Here is a 17,796-nt window from a genome sequence, read left to right as displayed (position 1 = left end):
CCCCGCCAGCTTAGCGCTAGCGGGGCCTTCAATTCTTTTTCGATGCTGCCTGCATCAATCACACATCCGCGCCCAAGCGCGTGAACAAATCTAGTTCACAGCGTCCTTAAGGCCTTTACCGGCTTTAAATTTGGGTTGATTGGATGCCTTGATTGGCATTGGTTCACCGGTGCGCGGGTTGCGCCCCATCGACGCCTTGCGCTTTGCAACAGCAAAGGTGCCGAACCCGACCAGGCGCACTTCATCGCCGCCCGCAAGAGCTTTCTGGATTGCGTCAAACACACCTTCGACGGCATTTGCCGCATCGCTTTTGGAAAGCCCGCTAGTCTCAGCGACCGCACCGATCAGATCATTCTTGTTCATTCGCTATTTCCCCTCGTGCATCATAGAACAGTAAGAGTGAATCGTCCCCCTCCTAATACCGGGAATTGAGCCGTTTTTTGGTGGACTGTCAAAGCCTAATCAGGGTCAAAAACCACTAAAAAGGACCCAAAACGGCCATTTGCGACGAACTGACGCCCAAAATCACAGCACATTGGCGGCAAGAAGCCTGAAACTTTTCAAAACCGCCAGTTTCCCTAGCGTCACCTAGTCTTTTCGTGACTGCTCAATTCGCAATCAATGCGCGGTCGGATTCTCGCCGCCCGCATGCACCTGAACCCCAGGCTGAGACGCAAGATCATCCGCCTCTGTCCACTCAATCGGCGATGACCGATCGATCAGAGCATGCTCCAGCACCTCATCAACATGGGCAACAGGAATGATCTCAAGCCCGTCTTTGACGTTCCGAGGTATCTCGGCAAGGTCTTTTACATTTTCGTCCGGTATCAGCACTTTTGTGATGCCGCCGCGAAGAGCTGCGAGGAGCTTTTCTTTCAGCCCGCCAATGGCAAGGACGCGGCCGCGCAAGGTGACTTCGCCGGTCATTGCGACATCCGGATTCACCTTGGCGCCCGTCAACGTCGAGACAATACTTGTAACCATACCCACACCAGCGCTCGGCCCATCTTTAGGGACGGCCCCTTCGGGCAAGTGGATGTGGATGTTCTTGCGATGGAAAAGTGATGGCTTGATGCCGTATTGGGGGCTGCGCGATTTCACGAAAGAGAATGCAGCAGCCACGCTTTCCTGCATCACATCGCCAAGCTTACCGGTGGTCTTGATTTCGCCTTTGCCCGGCGTCGTTACGCTTTCAATAGTGAGAAGTTCGCCGCCAACACTGGTCCATGCAAGGCCTGTAACCGCGCCCACTTGCGCTTCGTCGTCGCTCATCCCGTGCTTAAATTTACGAACGCCCGCAAATTCACCAAGGTTTTCAGGTGTAATGGTAACGCTTGTGACGTCCTTTTCGAGGATCTTGCGCAAAGATTTGCGCGCTAACCTAGCAATCTCACGTTCAAGCGTACGCACGCCGGCCTCGCGGGTGTAATAACGGATAAGGTCGCGAAGGCCCTCTTCGGTGAGCTCAAATTCGCTCTTCTTGAGACCGTGGTCTTTCACTTGCTTGTCAATCAGGTGACGGGTCGCGATCTCAACTTTCTCATCCTCAGTGTACCCCTCAAGGCGGATGATCTCCATCCGATCGAGCAAGGGTTGCGGCAGATCGAGGCTGTTCGCGGTGGTCACGAACATGATGTCAGAAAGGTTGAGGTCCAGCTCAAGATAGTGATCCTGGAATTTATCATTCTGCTCTGGATCCAGCACTTCGAGCAAAGCAGACGCCGGATCACCGCGGAAATCCTGCCCAAGCTTATCAATCTCATCCAACAAGAACAAAGGATTGCTCGTGCCTGCTTTCTTCAGATTGTTCACGATCTTACCCGGCATGGAGCCGATGTACGTGCGCCGGTGGCCGCGGATTTCCGCCTCATCACGGACCCCGCCTAGCGATTGGCGTACAAATTCACGTCCCGTTGCCCTTGCAATTGATTTACCAAGCGAAGTTTTACCAACACCGGGAGGACCCACAAGACAAAGGATCGGTCCTTTAAGCTTGTTGGTACGCGCCTGAACCGCGAGATATTCGATGATGCGGTCTTTGACCTTCTCAAGTCCATAGTGATCTGCATCAAGGATATCTTGCGCCTTGGCGATATCCTTTTTGACCCGGCTTTTTTTGCCCCAAGGCAGACCGAGCAAAACATCAAGGTAGTTTCGAACAACCGTCGCCTCCGCGCTCATGGGCTGCATACCCTTGAGCTTCTTTAGCTCGGCCTTCGCCTTGGTTTTGGCCTCTTTCGAAAGTTTGGTCTTCTCAATCTTGTCGGAGAGCCCAGCGATTTCATCGCCCTCCCCATCATCTGAGTCACCAAGTTCAGACTGGATCGCCTTCAACTGCTCGTTGAGATAGTACTCGCGCTGGGTCTTCTCCATCTGCCGCTTTACGCGCCCTCGAATTTTGCGCTCAACCTGAAGGACAGAAAGCTCGCCTTCCATGAAGGCCATAACCAGTTCAAGCCGTTTAAGCGGGCTGGATTCGGTCAGGAGAGATTGTTTGTCGGCAACTTTCGCGCTCAGCGCGGCCGCAATAGTATCGGCAAGCTGGCCAGCGTCATCAATGTCGGACAAATCGACATTGTTTTCTTCACCCATCTTCTTGTTAAGCTTTGCATATTCGCCAAACTGATCGGTCACTTGCCGCATCAAAGCGGTCACTTCTGTGCCTGCAACCGTTTCTGGTACAAGCGCGTCAACCTCCGCGATCACATGGCCGTCTTCATTATGCAGGGTCACGAGACTGGCGCGCTCTTTACCCTCAACAAGGACGCGTACGGTCCCATCGGGAAGTTTGAGCATCTGCAGGACTTCGGCAACAACGCCTACATCGTAAAGATCGTCACCTTCTGGATCATCACAAGCTGGATCAAGTTGCGCGAGAAGGAAGATATCCTTGGAATCCTCCATCGCAGCTTCGAGAGCCGCAACGGATTTGTCGCGGCCCACAAACAGGGGCACGACCATACCGGGAAAAACGACGATGTCGCGAAGAGGAAGAAGGGGGAAGGTTTGTGTCATTATTCTCAGTCCAAGGTGGCCACTTCACAAGCGAGCAGCGCGCCGTTTGTTGGAATATGGGAAGGCTTCCCTACCCGCGCAATGGGGAGGATCACGAAGCTGTGCAAAGCCTTTGCACAATCCCCTTTTTCAGCTGGATGCCCAAATCGACAAGTCGATACCAGCAAGCTCATCTCGAATATGTGGGTGGCGTTTCTTTAGATATCGATCCGCCTTGCGATGAACAGGACGCAGATAGTCCTTAAGCGCATCCGCGCCGCATTCTTCTTTGTCAAAATGCCGTTCAAAAAGGACAAGCGCAGTTACGAGCGCGTTCTCCGATAAATAGCCCGAGGCTTCGGAGCTCCAACCATGCATGCCGGCTTCACTGAACTGGCTAAAATTACGGGCGTCATTGGCAAGGAAGACGCCGAAACCGAGGTAGACTGCCATACAATCGGTCGCATGCTCCTCCAGCGTTTCACCGCCCGGGGGCATTCCCAAAGTGTAGATCAAAAGGTGCGCTAACTCGTGTGCGAAAGTTGCGATGAGGGCATCGGGGTTTCGCAGCAACGCCGGATCGTAACATACGACGGGAGTGTTTCCCTCGAGGCTAAAAGTGCCCAGCACGTTCGAAGACTGGGTAAAACCACCTACGAGCCCTATATCAACTGGTTCGCGGCGAGCCTCACCCTTTTCCAGGCGACACTCCCAATGTTCCAGACCCGCCTTACGCTTGACCACCTCAAAAAGCTGAGGTGCCGTAGACGCCTTGAGCAGATCGGGATCGGTTGGAAGAACCAGCTCCGGCACAAATCCGTCAGCACGGTCCTTTGCCCCTAACGTTCTATCAATCCACGCAAAGCACGCGAGAAGCCATTCAAACTCTTCGCGGTCGATTGGCGGAGATGGGCCAAAAAGCCCCATGATATGCGCTTATCCCATGCCCGGCAGGTTAAAGCCCGGTGGCAGGCCCATGCCGCCTTGCATTTCTTTCATCTGTTCTTCGGAAACGCGGTCCGCTTTGTCGCGCGCATCGTTGAATGCAGCGGTCACAAGGTCTTCGACGATGTTTTTTTCTTCCACCTTCATCAGACTGTCATCGATGCTAACGCCCAAGATGCGGCCTTTGGCAGAAGCGCGTACTTTGACCAGGCCTCCGCCTGCCTGACCTTCGACTTCGATGGCGTCGAGTTTAACCTGCATATCGCCCATCTGTTGTTGGATGGTCTCAGCGGCTTGCTGCGCGGCTTGCAGCATTTCTTCCATGCTTTTCATAAGAAAGGGGTCCTTCTTTAATTCCAATTGCGCCCAGCACTCGCAGTGCGGGCAACTTTTCCATCAGCTTCAATCAGCTCACATTCGGGGAAAGCTTCGAGCGTTACTTGTACCAACGGATGAGAGCGAATGCGATCCTGTGTTTCTTTGGCTTCGGCCTCCGAGGCCTCCCGCAAGCTCGGCTGCGCGTCGCCGCTTCCACGCTCAATTTGCCAGCGCTTGCCGGTAAGCTTGAACAAGGCGTCGCGGATGTCTGGGATCGGATCGTCGCTATAGTTGTCAGCTTGTTCGAAAATCAGATGTTCTTCAGAAAATTCAATCACGCGAATCCGGTCACGCATCATTTGCGCGACACGCAGCTGGCCGCTGTCGTCAACGCGATCGACAAGCTCACTCCAACTGACAGATGCCCGCGTTGAAGTGGGGGCAGCAGGTGAAGGAGCGCCCTCCCCCGCAGGAATGGCCGCATTTGCTGCGCCGTTTTCAACCATATCTTCGATGCGTTTGGCAAGTTTGCCTGGATCGGGAAGTTCAGCTGCGTGAAGCACACGCAAAAGTCCCATTTGCAATGCGACCAATGGATCGGGCGCTTGCCGGACCTCATCATGCCCCTTCAGCATCAACTGCCACAATCGGTGCAACTCGCCAGCCCCAAGTTTTGACGCAAACTCAGCCAGCGCGGCGCGCTCCTCCTCGCTTGGTGTATCGGGTTCACCGCCAGAAACCTGCGCCACCGTTACCCGGTGCACTAAGTCCATTAGGTTTCTCATCAAGGCGAGGGGTTCGACCCCAAGCGCATATTGCTCATCGATCCCAGCAAGGAGCCCTTTTGCGTCACCTACAAGAAGGTGGGAAAGAATGCGCCTTTGCGCACCCTTATCCGCCAGACCCAGCATATCGCGTACACGCTCCGCGCTGACCCCGCCGCCTCCATTCAGATCAGCGTCCATATCCGCATGGGCAATCGCCTGATCGAGGATTGAAAGGCCGTCACGCACAGACCCTTCGGCTGCTGCTGCAATGATATTGAGCGCTTCGGCCTCTGCCTCAACGCCTTCGAGCGAGCACACTTTGCCAAAGTGTTCTGCCAAAAGCTCAGCGGGAATACGGCGAAGATCAAATCGCTGTGTCCGGCTGAGCACAGTAACAGGTAGTTTTTCAACCTCGGTGGTCGCAAACAGAAATTTGACGTGTGCGGGCGGTTCTTCGAGAGTCTTCAGAAGCGCGTTGAAAGCATTTCGCGAAAGCATGTGCACTTCGTCGATGATGTAGATTTTGTAACGCGCCGACACCGCCGCATATCGAACCTGCTCGATAATCTCGCGCACATCGTCAACGCCGGTATGCGATGCCGCATCCATCTCGATCACATCAATATGGCGGCCTTCTGCGATAGCTGTGCAATATTCGCATTTGCCGCATGGATCGATCGTTGGACCGCCCTGCCCATCTTCGCCTACGCAATTCAGCGCCTTTGCGATCAAACGCGCTGTGGAGGTTTTACCAACCCCCCTCACCCCGGTCATAAGAAACGCGTGCGCTAGCCGGTCCCGCTCAATCGCATTGCCGAGCGTGCGCACCATCGGTTCTTGCCCGATCAATTCAGAAAACGTCTGAGGCCGATATTTGCGCGCAAGCACCCGGTATGGCTGGCCTGCCTCGGTTGTCGTCGCCGCTTGAACGGTCGGCACTGCCGCCGCCGCTTCTGATTGCTGAGGACTGCTTGCAGGTGCAAGCGTTGGCGAAGGCGCAGGTCCTGTTTCCCCCATATCCGCACCACCAAACATGGAGTTTTGCCCCGCCGCTTCTAGCTCAGCAGAGCTTGGGCCCTTATCCTCTTGGGCGTCCTCTTGGGCGCCATCTTGCGTTTCGGGCAAATCTGGGTCTGAATCGGTCACCTGCACAAGCTAGGCGTTCGGCGCGCGTTTGTCATCGCACTGTGCAATCGAATTGTGTGAAAAAGGAGCCGAGCGACCCGTCGCAATCCACCTGGGCTGCTTCCTTCCGGACCTGACCCGGTGAGCGAACGCAGACGTCCACCCGACTCCCGGAGCGCCATATGGCGTGTACCGCTATGGGTTTCAAGTCACTGTTTGACGTCAGTTAGCGGAAATTATCTGCATAGGACTGAAGCTTAAGCCCTTTGGGAGGTGTTGCCCGCACGCGCGCGGCGAGCCCTTGTCCTTCAGCATAGGCTTTCGCGGCATCTTTGCTTTCGAACTTCAACTTCACCTGTACCTGCGTATCGCCGCTTCCTGTCCACCCCATCAACGGATCCGCGCGCCGAGCCTCGCTTGGTGCAAACTCCAAGATCCAAGTATCCACTTTCGCCTTGCCCGATTGCATTGCACTTTTGGGTTGCTGATAGATGATGGCAGTCATTATTTGTCTATCCTCGCTTTTTACGATCAAAGATCGCATCGCTGCGGTCGCACAGCCGCGTTTGCGGCTCATTTATATGGCTCGATGTGGTCCCTTTTGGTCGAACCAGCCTTTAGTCCAATATCACCGGCGATTGAAGGCGTTTTTAGTCCGAAGGCTAGGGATTTCCCCCCATGGTTCGTCTGGCCAACGGTGTTTGGGGTACCGTCCTTTCATATCCTTCGCGACATCCGCCCACGACCCACGCCAAAATCCAGATAAATCTCGCGTCGACTGAATGGGTCGTCCTGCTGGACTAGTAAGCTTGAGGAGCAACGGCGTGCGCCCAATCATCGGTTGAGTATCAAGCCCAAACAAGGCTTGAACCCGAACTTCGACACTGGGCGCATCATCAGCAGCGTAGTCGATCTTGTGATGAGTCGCGGCAGGCGAAGTGAACTGGACTGGAGCTTTCTTGTCGAGTTCTTGGCGTTCGTTCCAAGCGATCATTAACAGAGCCGCATCAGCAAAGCGCACCGGTTGAATATCAAGGTCGCGTCGTCCTTCCAAAAGGGGAGCTAACCACGTGCCCGCCTCTGCAATGAGATGCTCATCACTTAGAGCTTCGATCCCTGCAAACTGCGCCCGAGCGAGAAAACCAACCGGGAAAACTGCTCCCAAATCTTCCAAAGCCTTGTCCATAAGAATATCCACAAAGGCTTTGGGATCAGGATCGGGGTCTGGACCACTCGCCAGCACAATCGCTCCCAGTCGGCGTTCGAGCCTCGCCTCAGCGCGTTTTTTCTCTGAATTCCAGCGCGCTATCGTGCGTTCTTGCAACTGATCAGCAAAAATCGCTTCCACGCGCGCTTGCGAAAGCTCGGCCGCAGCAGTGATCCTCGCCCCCTTCGCTTGCCCCTGTGCATCGCCGATAACAATCCAATCCGCACGGGCCAGCGGCGAAGCTGGATCAAGCTGGAAACCACGTCCGCCAGCGCTTAACCAATTCTCGCCCTTCGCATCCCGTCGGCGCGCCACAAAGTCAGGCCGCGCAAGCGCCAAGCATTCAACCGCCTCGCAATCAAGAGAGGCAGCGTTATTTGCAAACCTATTCGCAATTTGCGCCCAGCCCGCCGCGATCCTTGCCGCGTTTATCGCCCTTCTGCTCCGATCTCCCCGCCAGCGAGATTGGCGCTGCGTTAGATCTTCTCCGTGTCCGCCAAGCCCGCGTTCCTGCAGCAGCATGACCAGCCGAGCCGATTCCTCTGCGCAACCAGCGCGCACCCCGCTCAAAACGCAGGCGGCATGGTCTGGCGCCATTGGCATAGCTGCAATCGATTCGCCCCATTGAGTGATCCGCCCTTCTCCATCAAGCGCGCCAAGCTTCGTTAAAGCCGCCACTGCAGCAGCCACAGAAGCAAGAGGTGGATTATCGATCCAGCGTAAGGACGAAGGGTCACTCGATCCCCATTTCGCAAGCTTCAACACCAAGGCCGTAAGTTCGGCGGTCTCAATTTCGGGCGGAGCAAATTCGGGGCGCCCCAAATGTCCCGCCTCTTCCCACAGGCGGTAGGCCGTGCCGGGTCCTTGTCTAGCTGCGCGTCCTGCTCTTTGCGCGGAGGCTGCTTGGCTCGCACGCCGGGTTACCAGATGGGTTGTTCCGGCTGCTCGGTCATATTCGGCCATGCGCGCAAGGCCGCTATCAACCACCATGCTAACCCCATCGAGCGTGAGAGACGTTTCGGCGATGGCTGTCGCAAGCACAATTCGGCGGCGGCCTTCTGGATCGCGCCGGATCGCTGCGCGTTGAACGGCGGGTTCAACTTGACCGTGTAATGGCAAAATTGGCGTATCGGAGAGCTTCGCTTCTAGCCGTTCACGCGTGCGTTCAATTTCACCGACACCCGGGAGGAATGCGAGGATATCACCGCCATCTCGTTCGGCACCGTCGCGCCATGCTGTCATCACGCCCTTGGTGACTTGGTCCTCTATGCGCGCTGCTGGATCGCTGCCGAGCCATTTGATTTCCAACGGGTAGCTGCGCCCGTCGCTTTCAATGACGGAGGCGTCATCGCCAAGCAGCCTCGCAAAACGTGTACCATCAATCGTCGCTGACATAACCAATACGCGAAGGTCCTCGCGCAAGACCTCACGCACCTCCAATGAGAGCGCAAGTCCTAGGTCGCTATCCAAATGGCGCTCATGAGCTTCATCGAATAGCACCGCGGAAACGCCGGTTAGTTCAGGGTCGTCGATCAGGCGGTTCACAAGGATCGCCTCTGTCATGACCAATATGCGCGTCTTCCCAGAGGTTTTGCTGTCGAGGCGAGTCATATAGCCCACCGTTTCACCCGGTTTCTCGCCGAGAATTTGCGCCATACGCTCCGCCGCCGCTCGCGCAGCAACCCGGCGCGGAGATGTTAGGATTATCTGGCCAGTGCACCACTCTTGGCTAAGTAGATCCGGTGCAACAGCGGTGGTCTTGCCCGCGCCCGGCGGAGCAATCAGGACCGCTGCACCATTTCGCGTCAAAGCCTCCCGCAAGCCGGGAAGTACATTACAAATGGGAAGATCAGGCGCCACGCCCAGTCAGTTAGCGCGATCAGTATCCGCGCGCGACTGCAAATTTTGCAGCTTCCGCCATTGCGGCGCGCGCCTTGCTGTCTGGAAAGATCGAAATTGCATCAATTGCTCGCTGAGCAAAGTGACGCGCTTTTTCGCGGGTATCTTTAAGGGCATTGTGTTTTTCAATGAGGCCAATGGCGTGTGCCAGATCATCGTCTGAAGAACGATGCCCAAGGATAGCGTCTTTCCAGAATTTGCGTTCTTCCGCATCACCGCGGGCATGAGCAAGGATAACTGGCAAAGTCATCTTACCTTCGCGGAAGTCGTCGCCCTGGTCCTTGCCCATCTCAGCTGCATCTGAATCATAGTCGATTGCATCATCGACCAATTGGAAAGCCACGCCCAAATTGCGGCCATAGTCTTCCAACGCACGCTCTTCATCTTCGCTGCATTCGGCGACAACTGCGCTTATCTGGCTCGCGGCCGCGAATAGGGCTGCGGTTTTTGCACCGATGATATGCAGGTAACGTTCTTCACTGGTTTCAATTTGACGCTGTGCAGTCAGTTGCGAAACTTCGCCTTCTGCGATTACCGCACTGGCGTGGCTCAATATTTTGAGCACTTTGAGCGACCCATCCTCTGTCATCAATTCGAATGCGCGGCTGAAAAGGAAATCGCCGACGAGCACCGTCGCAGGATTACCAAAGATGATGTTCGCAGCTGCCTTACCGCGGCGCAACTCGCTTCCATCCACAACATCGTCATGCAGCAGCGTTGCAGTGTGAATAAATTCCACCGCTGCTGCAAGTTTGTGATGGCGGGTGCCCTGATATCCAACCAGCTCAGCGCCCGCGAGCGTCAGCATCGGGCGAAGACGCTTACCTCCGCCTGAAATTAGGTGCCCTGCAAGGCGCGGGATAAGCGGGATTTCGCTCTGCATCCGCTCAAGAATGACGGTGTTGACCGAGTTCATGCCATTCGCGGTCAGCGATAGCATGGGCTCAAGCGTGGGGCTTTTGCGAGGCATAGGAATGACATCAGCGGTCATGAATTGCGCCTTAGGGCGCGCGCAAGCCTGTTGGCAAGCGCTGAATTGTTGCTAGGTTTGCATCATATGTCTGACGATCCACAACTCACGAAGTTTCGAAAAAGCATCGACAATATCGATGCGGCCATCATTCACATGCTCGCAGAGCGTTTTCGCATTACGCAAGCCGTTGGCGAATACAAGGCGAAGGTCACCCTTCCCCCTGCTGATCCTGCGCGCGAAGAGCGCCAGATTGCACGGCTTCGTAAGCTCTCAGAAGAAGCAGATTTAGACCCTGAATTCAGCGAGAAATTTCTGCGTTTCATTATTGATGAGGTGATCCGTCACCATCAGAAAGCGCAAGAACGCTAACGTCAGTCTCTATGCCCTCGGCAGGCTGAGTTCCACCAGCAAACCGCCGAGGTCTTCGCTCTCGTCCAGAGTAACCGAACCGCCGTAAATCTCGGCGACATCGCGCACAATCGCAAGACCAAGTCCCGTGCCGGGCTTGCCCGTATCCAGCCGCGCACCGCGGTCGAAAATTCGGTCTCTTTCCTCTTGAGGAATGCCCATCCCATCATCCTCAACCCAGATGACACATTGTTCTGAACCCGGTTCAAGATCGAGGGTCACGAACACACTACCCCCGCCATATTTGGCGGCGTTTTCAATGAGGTTGCCAAGGATTTCGTCCAAATCCTGTCGCTCGATTGAAACCAAGGCGTCTTTGCTGCCTGCGATGTCGAGACGGCCATTGGGATAAAGGCGCTCAACCGCTCGGCGCACCGCTTCTGCGCTAGAACGCAGATCGCTGCGGGCCTGCCCCACTGCGCGCCTTCCAACTGCCCTCGCCCGTGCAAGATGGTGATCGACATGGCGCTGCATTGTGCGGGTTTCGCGAAACACGGCTTCGTTGAGATTAGGATCACGCGCCGTCGCTGCGTTGGTGAGCACCGTTAGCGGCGTCTTCAAAGCGTGAGCCAGATTTCCTGCATGCATCCGAGCTTCTTCGGCTTGTCTTTCAGTATGATCGAGCAGCGCGTTAACTTCGTCGACCAACGGTTCGACCTCCGCCGGAAGAGGTTCAGTAATGCGATTGTCGCCAGTGGTCTGCAGCTTCTGAATTGCTGCCCGCACTCGGCGAAGCGGTGAAAGGCCATAGCGAATCTGCAACAGCGCCATCACGATCAGCCCAAGTCCCAGAACAGCGAAACTCCATGTGAGAATCAGGCGGACCTGCTGAATCTGATTGTCGATCTGTTCGGTCGCGCTTCCAACTGCAAAGGTCCATCTTGTCTCGCTCCCAGGCAAGATAACCGTGCGTTCGGCAATTCGCAGCGGCTCACCTTCGAATTGGGCTGAGTCATAGATGCTTACGTCGCTATTGAATGCTTCTACATTTGCGCTGACGTCGCGGCCATCGGCCTGCAATGTTAAAGTGCGATCCCACAGGCTGCGCGATGGATAAGGTTCGTACCCTTCGCCGCTGATTTGCCAATATAGTCCGCTACCGGGCTCCAAAAACCGTTGATCGCCAAGGGTGCGGTAGAACCAAACCTCGCCAAAACTATCGATTTCAGCAGAGGCAATCATCGAAGTCAGTTGATAGTCCAACTGCTCATCGAAGTTGGCTACCACTTGACGGGTTAGCGTGCGTTCAAGCGCAATGCCTCCACCAAGAAGCAGCACGATAATCCATACCGCAGCGATCAATCCCATCCGCCGTGCAAGGCTTGCGCGAGGTTCGGGATTCGCCGGCGTTACCGCTTTTTCTTGCACCTCTGCCCCAGGCACAGATGCACCTTTTGTGACTTCGCTTGCAGGCGCATCCTTGCCCTTAGGCTCGAGGCTGGTCTGCTGGGTCGTCGAGGCTGTAACCGAGGCCACGGATGGTTGTGATTACCTCTGCACCTAATTTCTTGCGGATGCGGGTGACGAAAACTTCGATCGTATTGGAATCGCGGTCGAAATCCTGGTCGTAAATATGCTCGATAAGCTCTGTACGGCTTACCACCTTGCCCTTGTGATGCATGAGGTAAGAAAGGAGCTTGTACTCCTGCGCCGTTAGCTTCACCGGCTCACCATCGAGCGTTACCCGGCCAGAGCGTGTATCCAGCCGGACCTGTCCAGCGGTCAGTTCTGACGAAGTGTTGCCAGAAGCACGACGGATAAGCGCGCGAAGCCGAGCGATCAGCTCTTCTGTCTGGAAAGGCTTTGCGAGATAATCATCTGCCCCTGCATCAAGGCCAGCGACCTTGTCAGACCAGCTATCCCGCGCTGTCAGGACCAAAACCGGGAAGGTTCGCCCTTCCTTGCGCCACATGCCGAGAACGCTGAGCCCGTCAATCTCCGGCAGGCCAAGATCAAGGATGCACGCGTCGTAATCCTCAGTGCTGCCAAGGAAATGGCCGTCTTCGCCATCGGTTGACAGATCAACCGCATAGCCGTTTTGCTCAAGCGTAGACTTGAGCTGTTGTCCGAGTGTCGGTTCGTCTTCGACGATTAGGATGCGCATATTCCACCATCTTTACGTAAGTTTGCCTCAAAAGGACTGCGCGTTTGCATCTCTCGCGTCAAGCGAGCACCACAGCGCAAGAGCGCATTCGTCCCCGAGGAATTGAAAAGATCCATAATAAGTGAGCGTATTCAGCCGTTACCGTGAACGGTTGATGATACGGCCAGTACGCGCATCGACATCGACATAGCTTACCCGACCTTCACGGATGAACTTGAGCCGGTAGGCCCGCGCTGTGCTGTCATAAGAAGGCCCGAGATACTCGCTGCCGCCGCGCTGCATGCGCGGGACAATGCGGTTTTCGATCTCGCTCAATGAGAGTTGATTGCCTGCCCGCATTTCACGGCGAGCGGTTCCTTGATCGGAAAGGCTTTGTTCCTGTGGCGTAAGGCCAGCGGCAACCACCGAGGTTGCACCGCCAGCGCCAAGCATAACCGTCAAGGCGGCAGCGCCCATCGCGGCAAAAAGAAAGCGACCTTTTATCATTCTGGTTCCATGCCTAGATTGCGCGCCTTGAACAAGTAGTGAATGTGTCCCTGACTGAGTGTTCAGACTTATCTTTTTTTGAAGCCTAGGGCTACTCGCTGCTGCGGACCATCTCATATTTGATGGAAAGGCTCACCCCTGTGCTAACTTGCCCTGGCTGCACTGGCGCAGAGGGAGCAGCATCTTCGGCGATTGATGCAAAGCCCGCAGAACGCGTAGAAGGCCCGGCATTTCGAAGAGTTTCGCTGATTGAGAGAACTTTAATTCCGCCATAATCAAACAGCTTAGCATAAGCATTTGCCCGGATTTGCGCTGCCTCAATCGCGCGTTCTCTGGCAATATTCTTTGCTTCGGTGTCATCTTCTATGCTGAAACTGGGGCCAGACAAATCCGTCGCGCCTGCCACCACCAGAGCATCAAGCACAGCCCCTGTTGCCTGAACATCGCGCAGCTTGACGCTCACTCGGTTTGACACCTGATAACCACGGAACACTTGGCGCTGATTCTCGCGGTCATAATCATATTGCGCATTGAGGTTGATGCCGGTGGTTTGGATATCCTTATCCGGCACGCCCAACGCCTTGATCCGGTCGACAACAATCTGCATTTGCCGCGCGTTCATCCGCATAGCTTCGACAGCGGTTTTCGCTTGGCTGGTTACCCCTGCCCCAATCGTCACAAGGTCTGGTTCTGCGGTCACGCTTTCAAAAACGGACAGTTCGATCACAGGTCCATTGGCCGAAATTTCAACCTGTTGGGCATTGGCTGTTATTGGAGCCATAAGAACTGCGGCAGCAGCAATGCTAAATGCATAACGGATCATCGAAAAATTCCTCCTAAATGTACGCGGTATCTTCAGCTTTGTGCATGAGCGAGTACTGAACCGACTTGGCAGGTGTGACGCAAGCCCCTAGTTGCGCGGAACTATGGCACAACCACCAATCCTCTCTTGGGAAGGTCTTTCCCTGCAGCAAGGCGGTCGCTGGCTTTTTGGCGGACCTCAACCCGGGGATGGTGCCCAGCCGATTGACCTGCATATCCTGCCCGGAGACCGCCTTGCGCTGATTGGGCGTAATGGAGCGGGCAAGACCACCTTGCTCAAACTGATCGAAGACCGGATCGAAGCGGACCGGGGCATGCGGCGGGTAAAACCGGGCACACGCATCGTGTTTCTTGAACAAGAACCCGACTTCAGCGCGGCTGATACGTTGATGGACTTTGCGCTGGCAGGGGAAAACGCACCAGCCGCACATGAAGTTGAATCGATCGCAGGACAACTTGGCATCGACATGGCAACCGATGCGAGCACTGCGAGTGGTGGTGAGAAACGCCGCGCTGCAATTGCCCGGGCACTTGCACAAGACCCTGATCTGCTCTTGCTGGATGAGCCCACAAACCACCTCGACCTGACCGCGATCGATTGGCTCGAAGATTGGTTGAAGCGATATAAGGGCGCCTTCATCACAATCAGCCACGACAGGACTTTCCTTAAGCGTCTGACCCGTGCCACCTTGTGGCTCGACCGGGGGACTATGCGCCGCAAAGAGGTTGGCTTTGGCGGCTATGAGGCCTGGGAAGAGCAAGTCTATGCCGAGGAAGCGCGCGCGGCTGAGCGGATGGATGCAAAGCTCAAAATTGAGGCTCACTGGCTTGAACGCGGTGTGACTGCCCGGCGCAAACGCAACCAAGGCCGCCTTGAAAAACTCCATCAGATGCGCGCTGCCCGTGCGGCAATGATTTCCGATAGCGGCGCTGCCAAGCTCAAGCTTGCAAATGATGAAGAGTTTAAATCCAAATCGGTTATCGTTGCTGAGGACATTTCTAAATCCTATGATGGCCGGGCGATCATCAAACCTTTCACCTTGCGTATCCAAAATGGTGATCGAATCGGGATTGTGGGTGCCAATGGCGCAGGCAAAACGACCCTCCTCAAACTGCTAACCAAGGAACTTGAGCCCGACAGCGGCATGATCAGCCATGCCCGCACCCTGAGCGGTGTGATGATCGACCAGCAGCGCCGCTTGCTTGAACCCGGTTCCAGCGTGCGCGACATTCTGGCTGAGGGCGGCGATTGGATTGATGTTCGTGGGAGCCGCAAACATGTTCAAGCGTATCTCAAGGACTTTCTGTTCGATCCCAAGATCGTCGACACAAAGGTCGGTATTTTGTCGGGCGGTGAACGATCGCGTTTGCTGCTCGCCCGTGAATTTGCCCGAACAGCCAATCTGCTTGTCCTCGATGAGCCAACAAACGACCTCGACCTTGAAACATTGGACCTCCTGCAAGAGGTGATCGCTGACTTTGACGGCACCGTTTTGATAGTCAGCCACGACCGCGATTTCCTCGACAAGACGGTCACTGTGACGCTTGGTCTGGACGGCACCGGCCGCGTCGACATTGTCGCAGGCGGTTATGAGGATTGGGAGGCCAAGCGCCGAAAGCCGATTACCGGCAAGGCCAAAGCATCCCGTGCGGAGCCGGTCAAAGCGGCCACGCCCACGTCGGAGCAATCGAAGCCGGCCAAACTCTCATACAAAGATCAGCGCGATTACGAGGTTCTGCCCGGGCGTATCGAAGAACTTGAAACCGCCATAACCAAGGCAGAAACCATACTCGCTGATCCAGAATTGTTTGCATCCGATCCAAAACGCTTCGCCACTATATCCAAAGGGCTTGAAAACGCGCGCTCCCAAAAGGATGAAGCAGAAGAACGATGGCTGACAATCGCAGAACAGGTTGAGGGATGAACGAACTGGCAGACACGCTCCATCGAGAGATTAATGCTTGCACAATCTGCGCCCATCACTTGCCTCTCGGTCCCAGGCCCGTTGTCCAATTTTCTGCAAAGGCGCGCATCCTCATAATCGGCCAAGCTCCGGGCACAAAGGTCCACAAAAGCGGAGTGCCTTGGGACGATGACAGCGGCGATCGACTTCGCGATTGGCTTGGCCTTACAAAAGACGCATTTTACGACGCACAAAAAGTTGCCCTGATGCCCATGGGCTTTTGCTATCCGGGGAAAGCCAAAGGCGGCGATGCCCCTCCGCGCAAGGAATGCGCACCGCAATGGCATGACCGCATTCTTGCGCTTCTTCCCAAGAATCGTCTGACACTCTTGGTTGGCAGTTACGCCCAAGCGCAATATCTGCCGCAAACGCGCAAAACCTCTTTGACAGACCGGGTTAAGAACGGTGAACACATTAGTGATGCGCTTGGCCCCGCAATCCCTTTGCCTCATCCATCTTGGCGGGTCCGAATGTGGATGGGACGCAATCCATGGTACCAAAATGAAGTTGTGCCTCGACTTCAAAAACAAATAGCTGAACGGCTTTCATAAGGTCCGTTTGACACACTTGACACACTGTCCACGGGCAAAAAATGCGCCTCATCTGATGCGGTAGAAATCCGCTACCCTTTCCAGTGCCAATTGCAGAACAAGTTTGCCGCTCCGTGCTGGCCAGCCAAGTGCCTTTTCCGCCTGCGGGAGCCCCTCACCGGCGCAAACCACACGCCACAAAACGTCGTCCAATCCTTTTCCAGCCTGCGCAATGGCTCCGTCAAAGCGCATTTTTGCCGCCACCTGCCTCTCACTCGGAGAAAGCCCGGCCTCTGCACTTCCTCTATTGCCCGTTTTAACACGCACCGGGTCCCAACGCATCGTCACATTGGGCGACAATTGCGCCCGCTCGTAATCGCTGCGCAATGCCTCGCCTGCATCAAATAGGCGATCCGTCAAATGACCACGAGAATGCAGCCAAGCTATCGGGGACTCGCCCAGATTAACGGTCACGCTACGCCGCCCACCTTTAGCGCCGCCAGCACGCTTGGGTCCTTCCGATGTCAGTTCTCGCTCAGCCAGTTTGCGCATATATCTACTCCAATTTTACCGCAGCGGTGAAATCGGGGCTTGCATCGCCTCCGGTGATGTAGGAAAGGGAAAATGTCCAAATAGGTTATTTTTGAGGTACTCAGGATGATCAATCGTATTCGCGAAGTTAGGAAGGCACGAGGAATGACGCTCGCGGATCTGGCCGCCGCGTGCCGGCCCGAAACAACCGCGCAAACCATCGGCCGGCTTGAAACAGGCATGCGCAACCTTTCCACGAAATGGTTGGAACGGATCGGAACTGCGCTGGGCGTTGACCCGCAAGTATTGCTCGGCTCTGACAAAACCCCCCGCGCGCAAGTTATTGTTCAACTTGGACTTTCTGACCCAGAACCGCTCAAAACACCGCGCGACGCAATCCTGCCAAGCGAGATAGCAGCACAGGAAGAGGACGAACCGATGCTTGTCCTGGAGGTGACCTCGCCTATCGGCGAATACCGGCCCGGGGATACCGTCTGGCTGCGGCAGATGGACGCATGGAGCGCGAAGGATACCGATTTCCTCAACGCGATGAACCGAGACTGCCTTGTTCCACGTCCAGGAGGGCGTTTCGCCTTTGGACGCCTGATTGATCGGCGCGGGCCGCTTATAGGCATTCTTCCCGCTCAGGCAGGACAAAAGCAGCAGGTAATCGACAACCCCGACTGGATCGCTGTCGCGGTCATGCTGGTGCGGCCCCTTTGA

17 protein-coding genes and 1 other RNA gene are annotated in these 17,796 nt (G+C 55.5%); 4 read left to right on the top strand and 14 right to left on the bottom strand.

Annotation, left to right across the window (positions count from 1 at the left end):
- Window positions 1-90 precede the first annotated feature (90 nt).
- The 9 genes from ABJ205_RS06010 to ABJ205_RS05970 all read right to left on the bottom strand — a co-directional run bounded on the left by ABJ205_RS06010 (window position 91) and on the right by ABJ205_RS05970 (window position 10,246).
- The gene (locus tag ABJ205_RS06010; protein ID WP_034959160.1) at window positions 91-363 is read right to left on the bottom strand and encodes an HU family DNA-binding protein; all 273 of its coding nucleotides are present in this window, start codon (window positions 361-363) and stop codon (window positions 91-93) included.
- A 255-nt stretch (window positions 364-618) separates the two neighbouring features.
- Window positions 619-3,015 (bottom strand): endopeptidase La, encoded by a 2,397-nt coding sequence (lon, locus tag ABJ205_RS06005; RefSeq protein ID WP_348156377.1) that lies wholly within the window; start codon window positions 3,013-3,015, stop codon window positions 619-621.
- Between the two features lie 129 nt (window positions 3,016-3,144).
- A complete protein-coding gene (locus tag ABJ205_RS06000) occupies window positions 3,145-3,921 on the bottom strand; it encodes a hypothetical protein (protein WP_348156380.1) in 777 nt (258 codons plus the stop codon).
- Between the two features lie 9 nt (window positions 3,922-3,930).
- The gene (locus ABJ205_RS05995; protein ID WP_348156382.1) at window positions 3,931-4,272 is read right to left on the bottom strand and encodes a YbaB/EbfC family nucleoid-associated protein; all 342 of its coding nucleotides are present in this window, start codon (window positions 4,270-4,272) and stop codon (window positions 3,931-3,933) included.
- Window positions 4,273-4,289: 17 nt separating this feature from the next.
- Window positions 4,290-6,059: a DNA polymerase III subunit gamma/tau gene (locus ABJ205_RS05990; RefSeq protein ID WP_348156498.1), complete on the bottom strand. Its 1,770-nt coding sequence runs from the start codon at window positions 6,057-6,059 to the stop codon at window positions 4,290-4,292.
- Between the two features lie 169 nt (window positions 6,060-6,228).
- Window positions 6,229-6,323, bottom strand: an RNA gene (gene ffs, locus ABJ205_RS05985) — signal recognition particle sRNA small type.
- Window positions 6,324-6,375: 52 nt separating this feature from the next.
- Window positions 6,376-6,654: an ETC complex I subunit gene (locus tag ABJ205_RS05980; protein WP_348156384.1), complete on the bottom strand. Its 279-nt coding sequence runs from the start codon at window positions 6,652-6,654 to the stop codon at window positions 6,376-6,378.
- A gap of 123 nt (window positions 6,655-6,777) precedes the next feature.
- A complete protein-coding gene (hrpB, locus tag ABJ205_RS05975; protein ID WP_348156387.1) occupies window positions 6,778-9,216 on the bottom strand; it encodes an ATP-dependent helicase HrpB in 2,439 nt (812 codons plus the stop codon).
- A 19-nt stretch (window positions 9,217-9,235) separates the two neighbouring features.
- Complete coding sequence (locus ABJ205_RS05970) at window positions 9,236-10,246, bottom strand: polyprenyl synthetase family protein (protein WP_348156389.1); 1,011 nt, start codon at window positions 10,244-10,246, stop codon at window positions 9,236-9,238.
- 66 nt (window positions 10,247-10,312) lie between these two features.
- On the opposite strand from ABJ205_RS05970, the gene ABJ205_RS05965 reads away from it, so the two are divergent.
- On the top strand, window positions 10,313-10,597 hold the full coding sequence (locus ABJ205_RS05965) for a chorismate mutase (RefSeq protein WP_348156392.1): 285 nt from the start codon (window positions 10,313-10,315) through the stop codon (window positions 10,595-10,597).
- Between the two features lie 9 nt (window positions 10,598-10,606).
- Here ABJ205_RS05965 and ABJ205_RS05960 read toward each other — a convergent pair whose 3' ends face one another.
- The 4 genes from ABJ205_RS05960 to ABJ205_RS05945 form a co-directional block, all read right to left on the bottom strand.
- Window positions 10,607-11,944, bottom strand: a complete 1,338-nt coding sequence (locus ABJ205_RS05960) for a HAMP domain-containing sensor histidine kinase (protein WP_348156501.1) — start codon at window positions 11,942-11,944, stop codon at window positions 10,607-10,609.
- 118 nt (window positions 11,945-12,062) lie between these two features.
- A complete protein-coding gene (locus ABJ205_RS05955; RefSeq protein WP_034959185.1) occupies window positions 12,063-12,740 on the bottom strand; it encodes a response regulator transcription factor in 678 nt (225 codons plus the stop codon).
- A 138-nt stretch (window positions 12,741-12,878) separates the two neighbouring features.
- Entirely contained in the window at window positions 12,879-13,226 is a 348-nt protein-coding gene (locus ABJ205_RS05950) for a hypothetical protein (protein WP_348156396.1), read from the bottom strand.
- A gap of 91 nt (window positions 13,227-13,317) precedes the next feature.
- Window positions 13,318-14,049 carry an SIMPL domain-containing protein gene (locus ABJ205_RS05945; protein ID WP_348156399.1) on the bottom strand — a complete coding sequence of 244 codons (732 nt, stop codon included), beginning with the start codon at window positions 14,047-14,049 and terminating at the stop codon, window positions 13,318-13,320.
- A gap of 103 nt (window positions 14,050-14,152) precedes the next feature.
- Between ABJ205_RS05945 and ABJ205_RS05940 the strand changes: the two genes are divergently transcribed.
- Window positions 14,153-15,973 carry an ATP-binding cassette domain-containing protein gene (locus tag ABJ205_RS05940; protein ID WP_348156402.1) on the top strand — a complete coding sequence of 607 codons (1,821 nt, stop codon included), beginning with the start codon at window positions 14,153-14,155 and terminating at the stop codon, window positions 15,971-15,973.
- Window positions 15,970-16,563, top strand: a complete 594-nt coding sequence (locus ABJ205_RS05935; protein WP_348156405.1) for a uracil-DNA glycosylase family protein — start codon at window positions 15,970-15,972, stop codon at window positions 16,561-16,563. The genes ABJ205_RS05940 and ABJ205_RS05935 overlap by 4 nt, the downstream gene beginning before the upstream one ends.
- Window positions 16,564-16,611: 48 nt before the next feature.
- Here the strand turns inward: ABJ205_RS05935 and ABJ205_RS05930 are convergent, their stop codons facing one another.
- Window positions 16,612-17,094, bottom strand: a complete 483-nt coding sequence (locus tag ABJ205_RS05930) for a DUF6456 domain-containing protein (RefSeq protein WP_348156408.1) — start codon at window positions 17,092-17,094, stop codon at window positions 16,612-16,614.
- A 105-nt stretch (window positions 17,095-17,199) separates the two neighbouring features.
- On the opposite strand from ABJ205_RS05930, the gene ABJ205_RS05925 reads away from it, so the two are divergent.
- Window positions 17,200-17,796 (top strand): helix-turn-helix transcriptional regulator, encoded by a 597-nt coding sequence (locus tag ABJ205_RS05925; RefSeq protein ID WP_348156411.1) that lies wholly within the window; start codon window positions 17,200-17,202, stop codon window positions 17,794-17,796.

The sequence above is a fragment of the Erythrobacter sp. genome, from assembly GCF_039988855.1.
In the GTDB taxonomy this organism is placed as follows: Bacteria; Pseudomonadota; Alphaproteobacteria; order Sphingomonadales; family Sphingomonadaceae; genus Erythrobacter.
This window is presented reverse-complemented; position numbering and strand designations above follow the sequence as displayed.

Bases quoted from the DNA above. Each gene is read 5' to 3' on its own strand.
- ABJ205_RS05990 (WP_348156498.1), bottom strand. From the start codon at position 6,059: ATGTTTGGTGGTGCGGATATGGGGGAAACAGGACCTGCGCCTTCGCCA.
- ABJ205_RS06000 (WP_348156380.1), bottom strand. From the start codon at position 3,921: ATGGGGCTTTTTGGCCCATCTCCGCCAATCGACCGCGAAGAGTTTGAA.
- ABJ205_RS05925 (WP_348156411.1), top strand. From the start codon at position 17,200: ATGATCAATCGTATTCGCGAAGTTAGGAAGGCACGAGGAATGACGCTC.
- ABJ205_RS05935 (WP_348156405.1), top strand. From the start codon at position 15,970: ATGAACGAACTGGCAGACACGCTCCATCGAGAGATTAATGCTTGCACA.
- ABJ205_RS05995 (WP_348156382.1), bottom strand. From the start codon at position 4,272: ATGAAAAGCATGGAAGAAATGCTGCAAGCCGCGCAGCAAGCCGCTGAG.
- ABJ205_RS05955 (WP_034959185.1), bottom strand. From the start codon at position 12,740: ATGCGCATCCTAATCGTCGAAGACGAACCGACACTCGGACAACAGCTC.
- ABJ205_RS05930 (WP_348156408.1), bottom strand. From the start codon at position 17,094: ATGCGCAAACTGGCTGAGCGAGAACTGACATCGGAAGGACCCAAGCGT.
- ABJ205_RS05940 (WP_348156402.1), top strand. From the start codon at position 14,153: ATGGCACAACCACCAATCCTCTCTTGGGAAGGTCTTTCCCTGCAGCAA.
- ABJ205_RS05970 (WP_348156389.1), bottom strand. From the start codon at position 10,246: ATGACCGCTGATGTCATTCCTATGCCTCGCAAAAGCCCCACGCTTGAG.
- ABJ205_RS05965 (WP_348156392.1), top strand. From the start codon at position 10,313: ATGTCTGACGATCCACAACTCACGAAGTTTCGAAAAAGCATCGACAAT.
- ABJ205_RS06010 (WP_034959160.1), bottom strand. From the start codon at position 363: ATGAACAAGAATGATCTGATCGGTGCGGTCGCTGAGACTAGCGGGCTT.
- ABJ205_RS05980 (WP_348156384.1), bottom strand. From the start codon at position 6,654: ATGACTGCCATCATCTATCAGCAACCCAAAAGTGCAATGCAATCGGGC.
- ABJ205_RS05950 (WP_348156396.1), bottom strand. From the start codon at position 13,226: ATGATAAAAGGTCGCTTTCTTTTTGCCGCGATGGGCGCTGCCGCCTTG.
- ABJ205_RS05960 (WP_348156501.1), bottom strand. From the start codon at position 11,944: ATGGGATTGATCGCTGCGGTATGGATTATCGTGCTGCTTCTTGGTGGA.
- lon (WP_348156377.1), bottom strand. From the start codon at position 3,015: ATGACACAAACCTTCCCCCTTCTTCCTCTTCGCGACATCGTCGTTTTT.
- ABJ205_RS05945 (WP_348156399.1), bottom strand. From the start codon at position 14,049: ATGATCCGTTATGCATTTAGCATTGCTGCTGCCGCAGTTCTTATGGCT.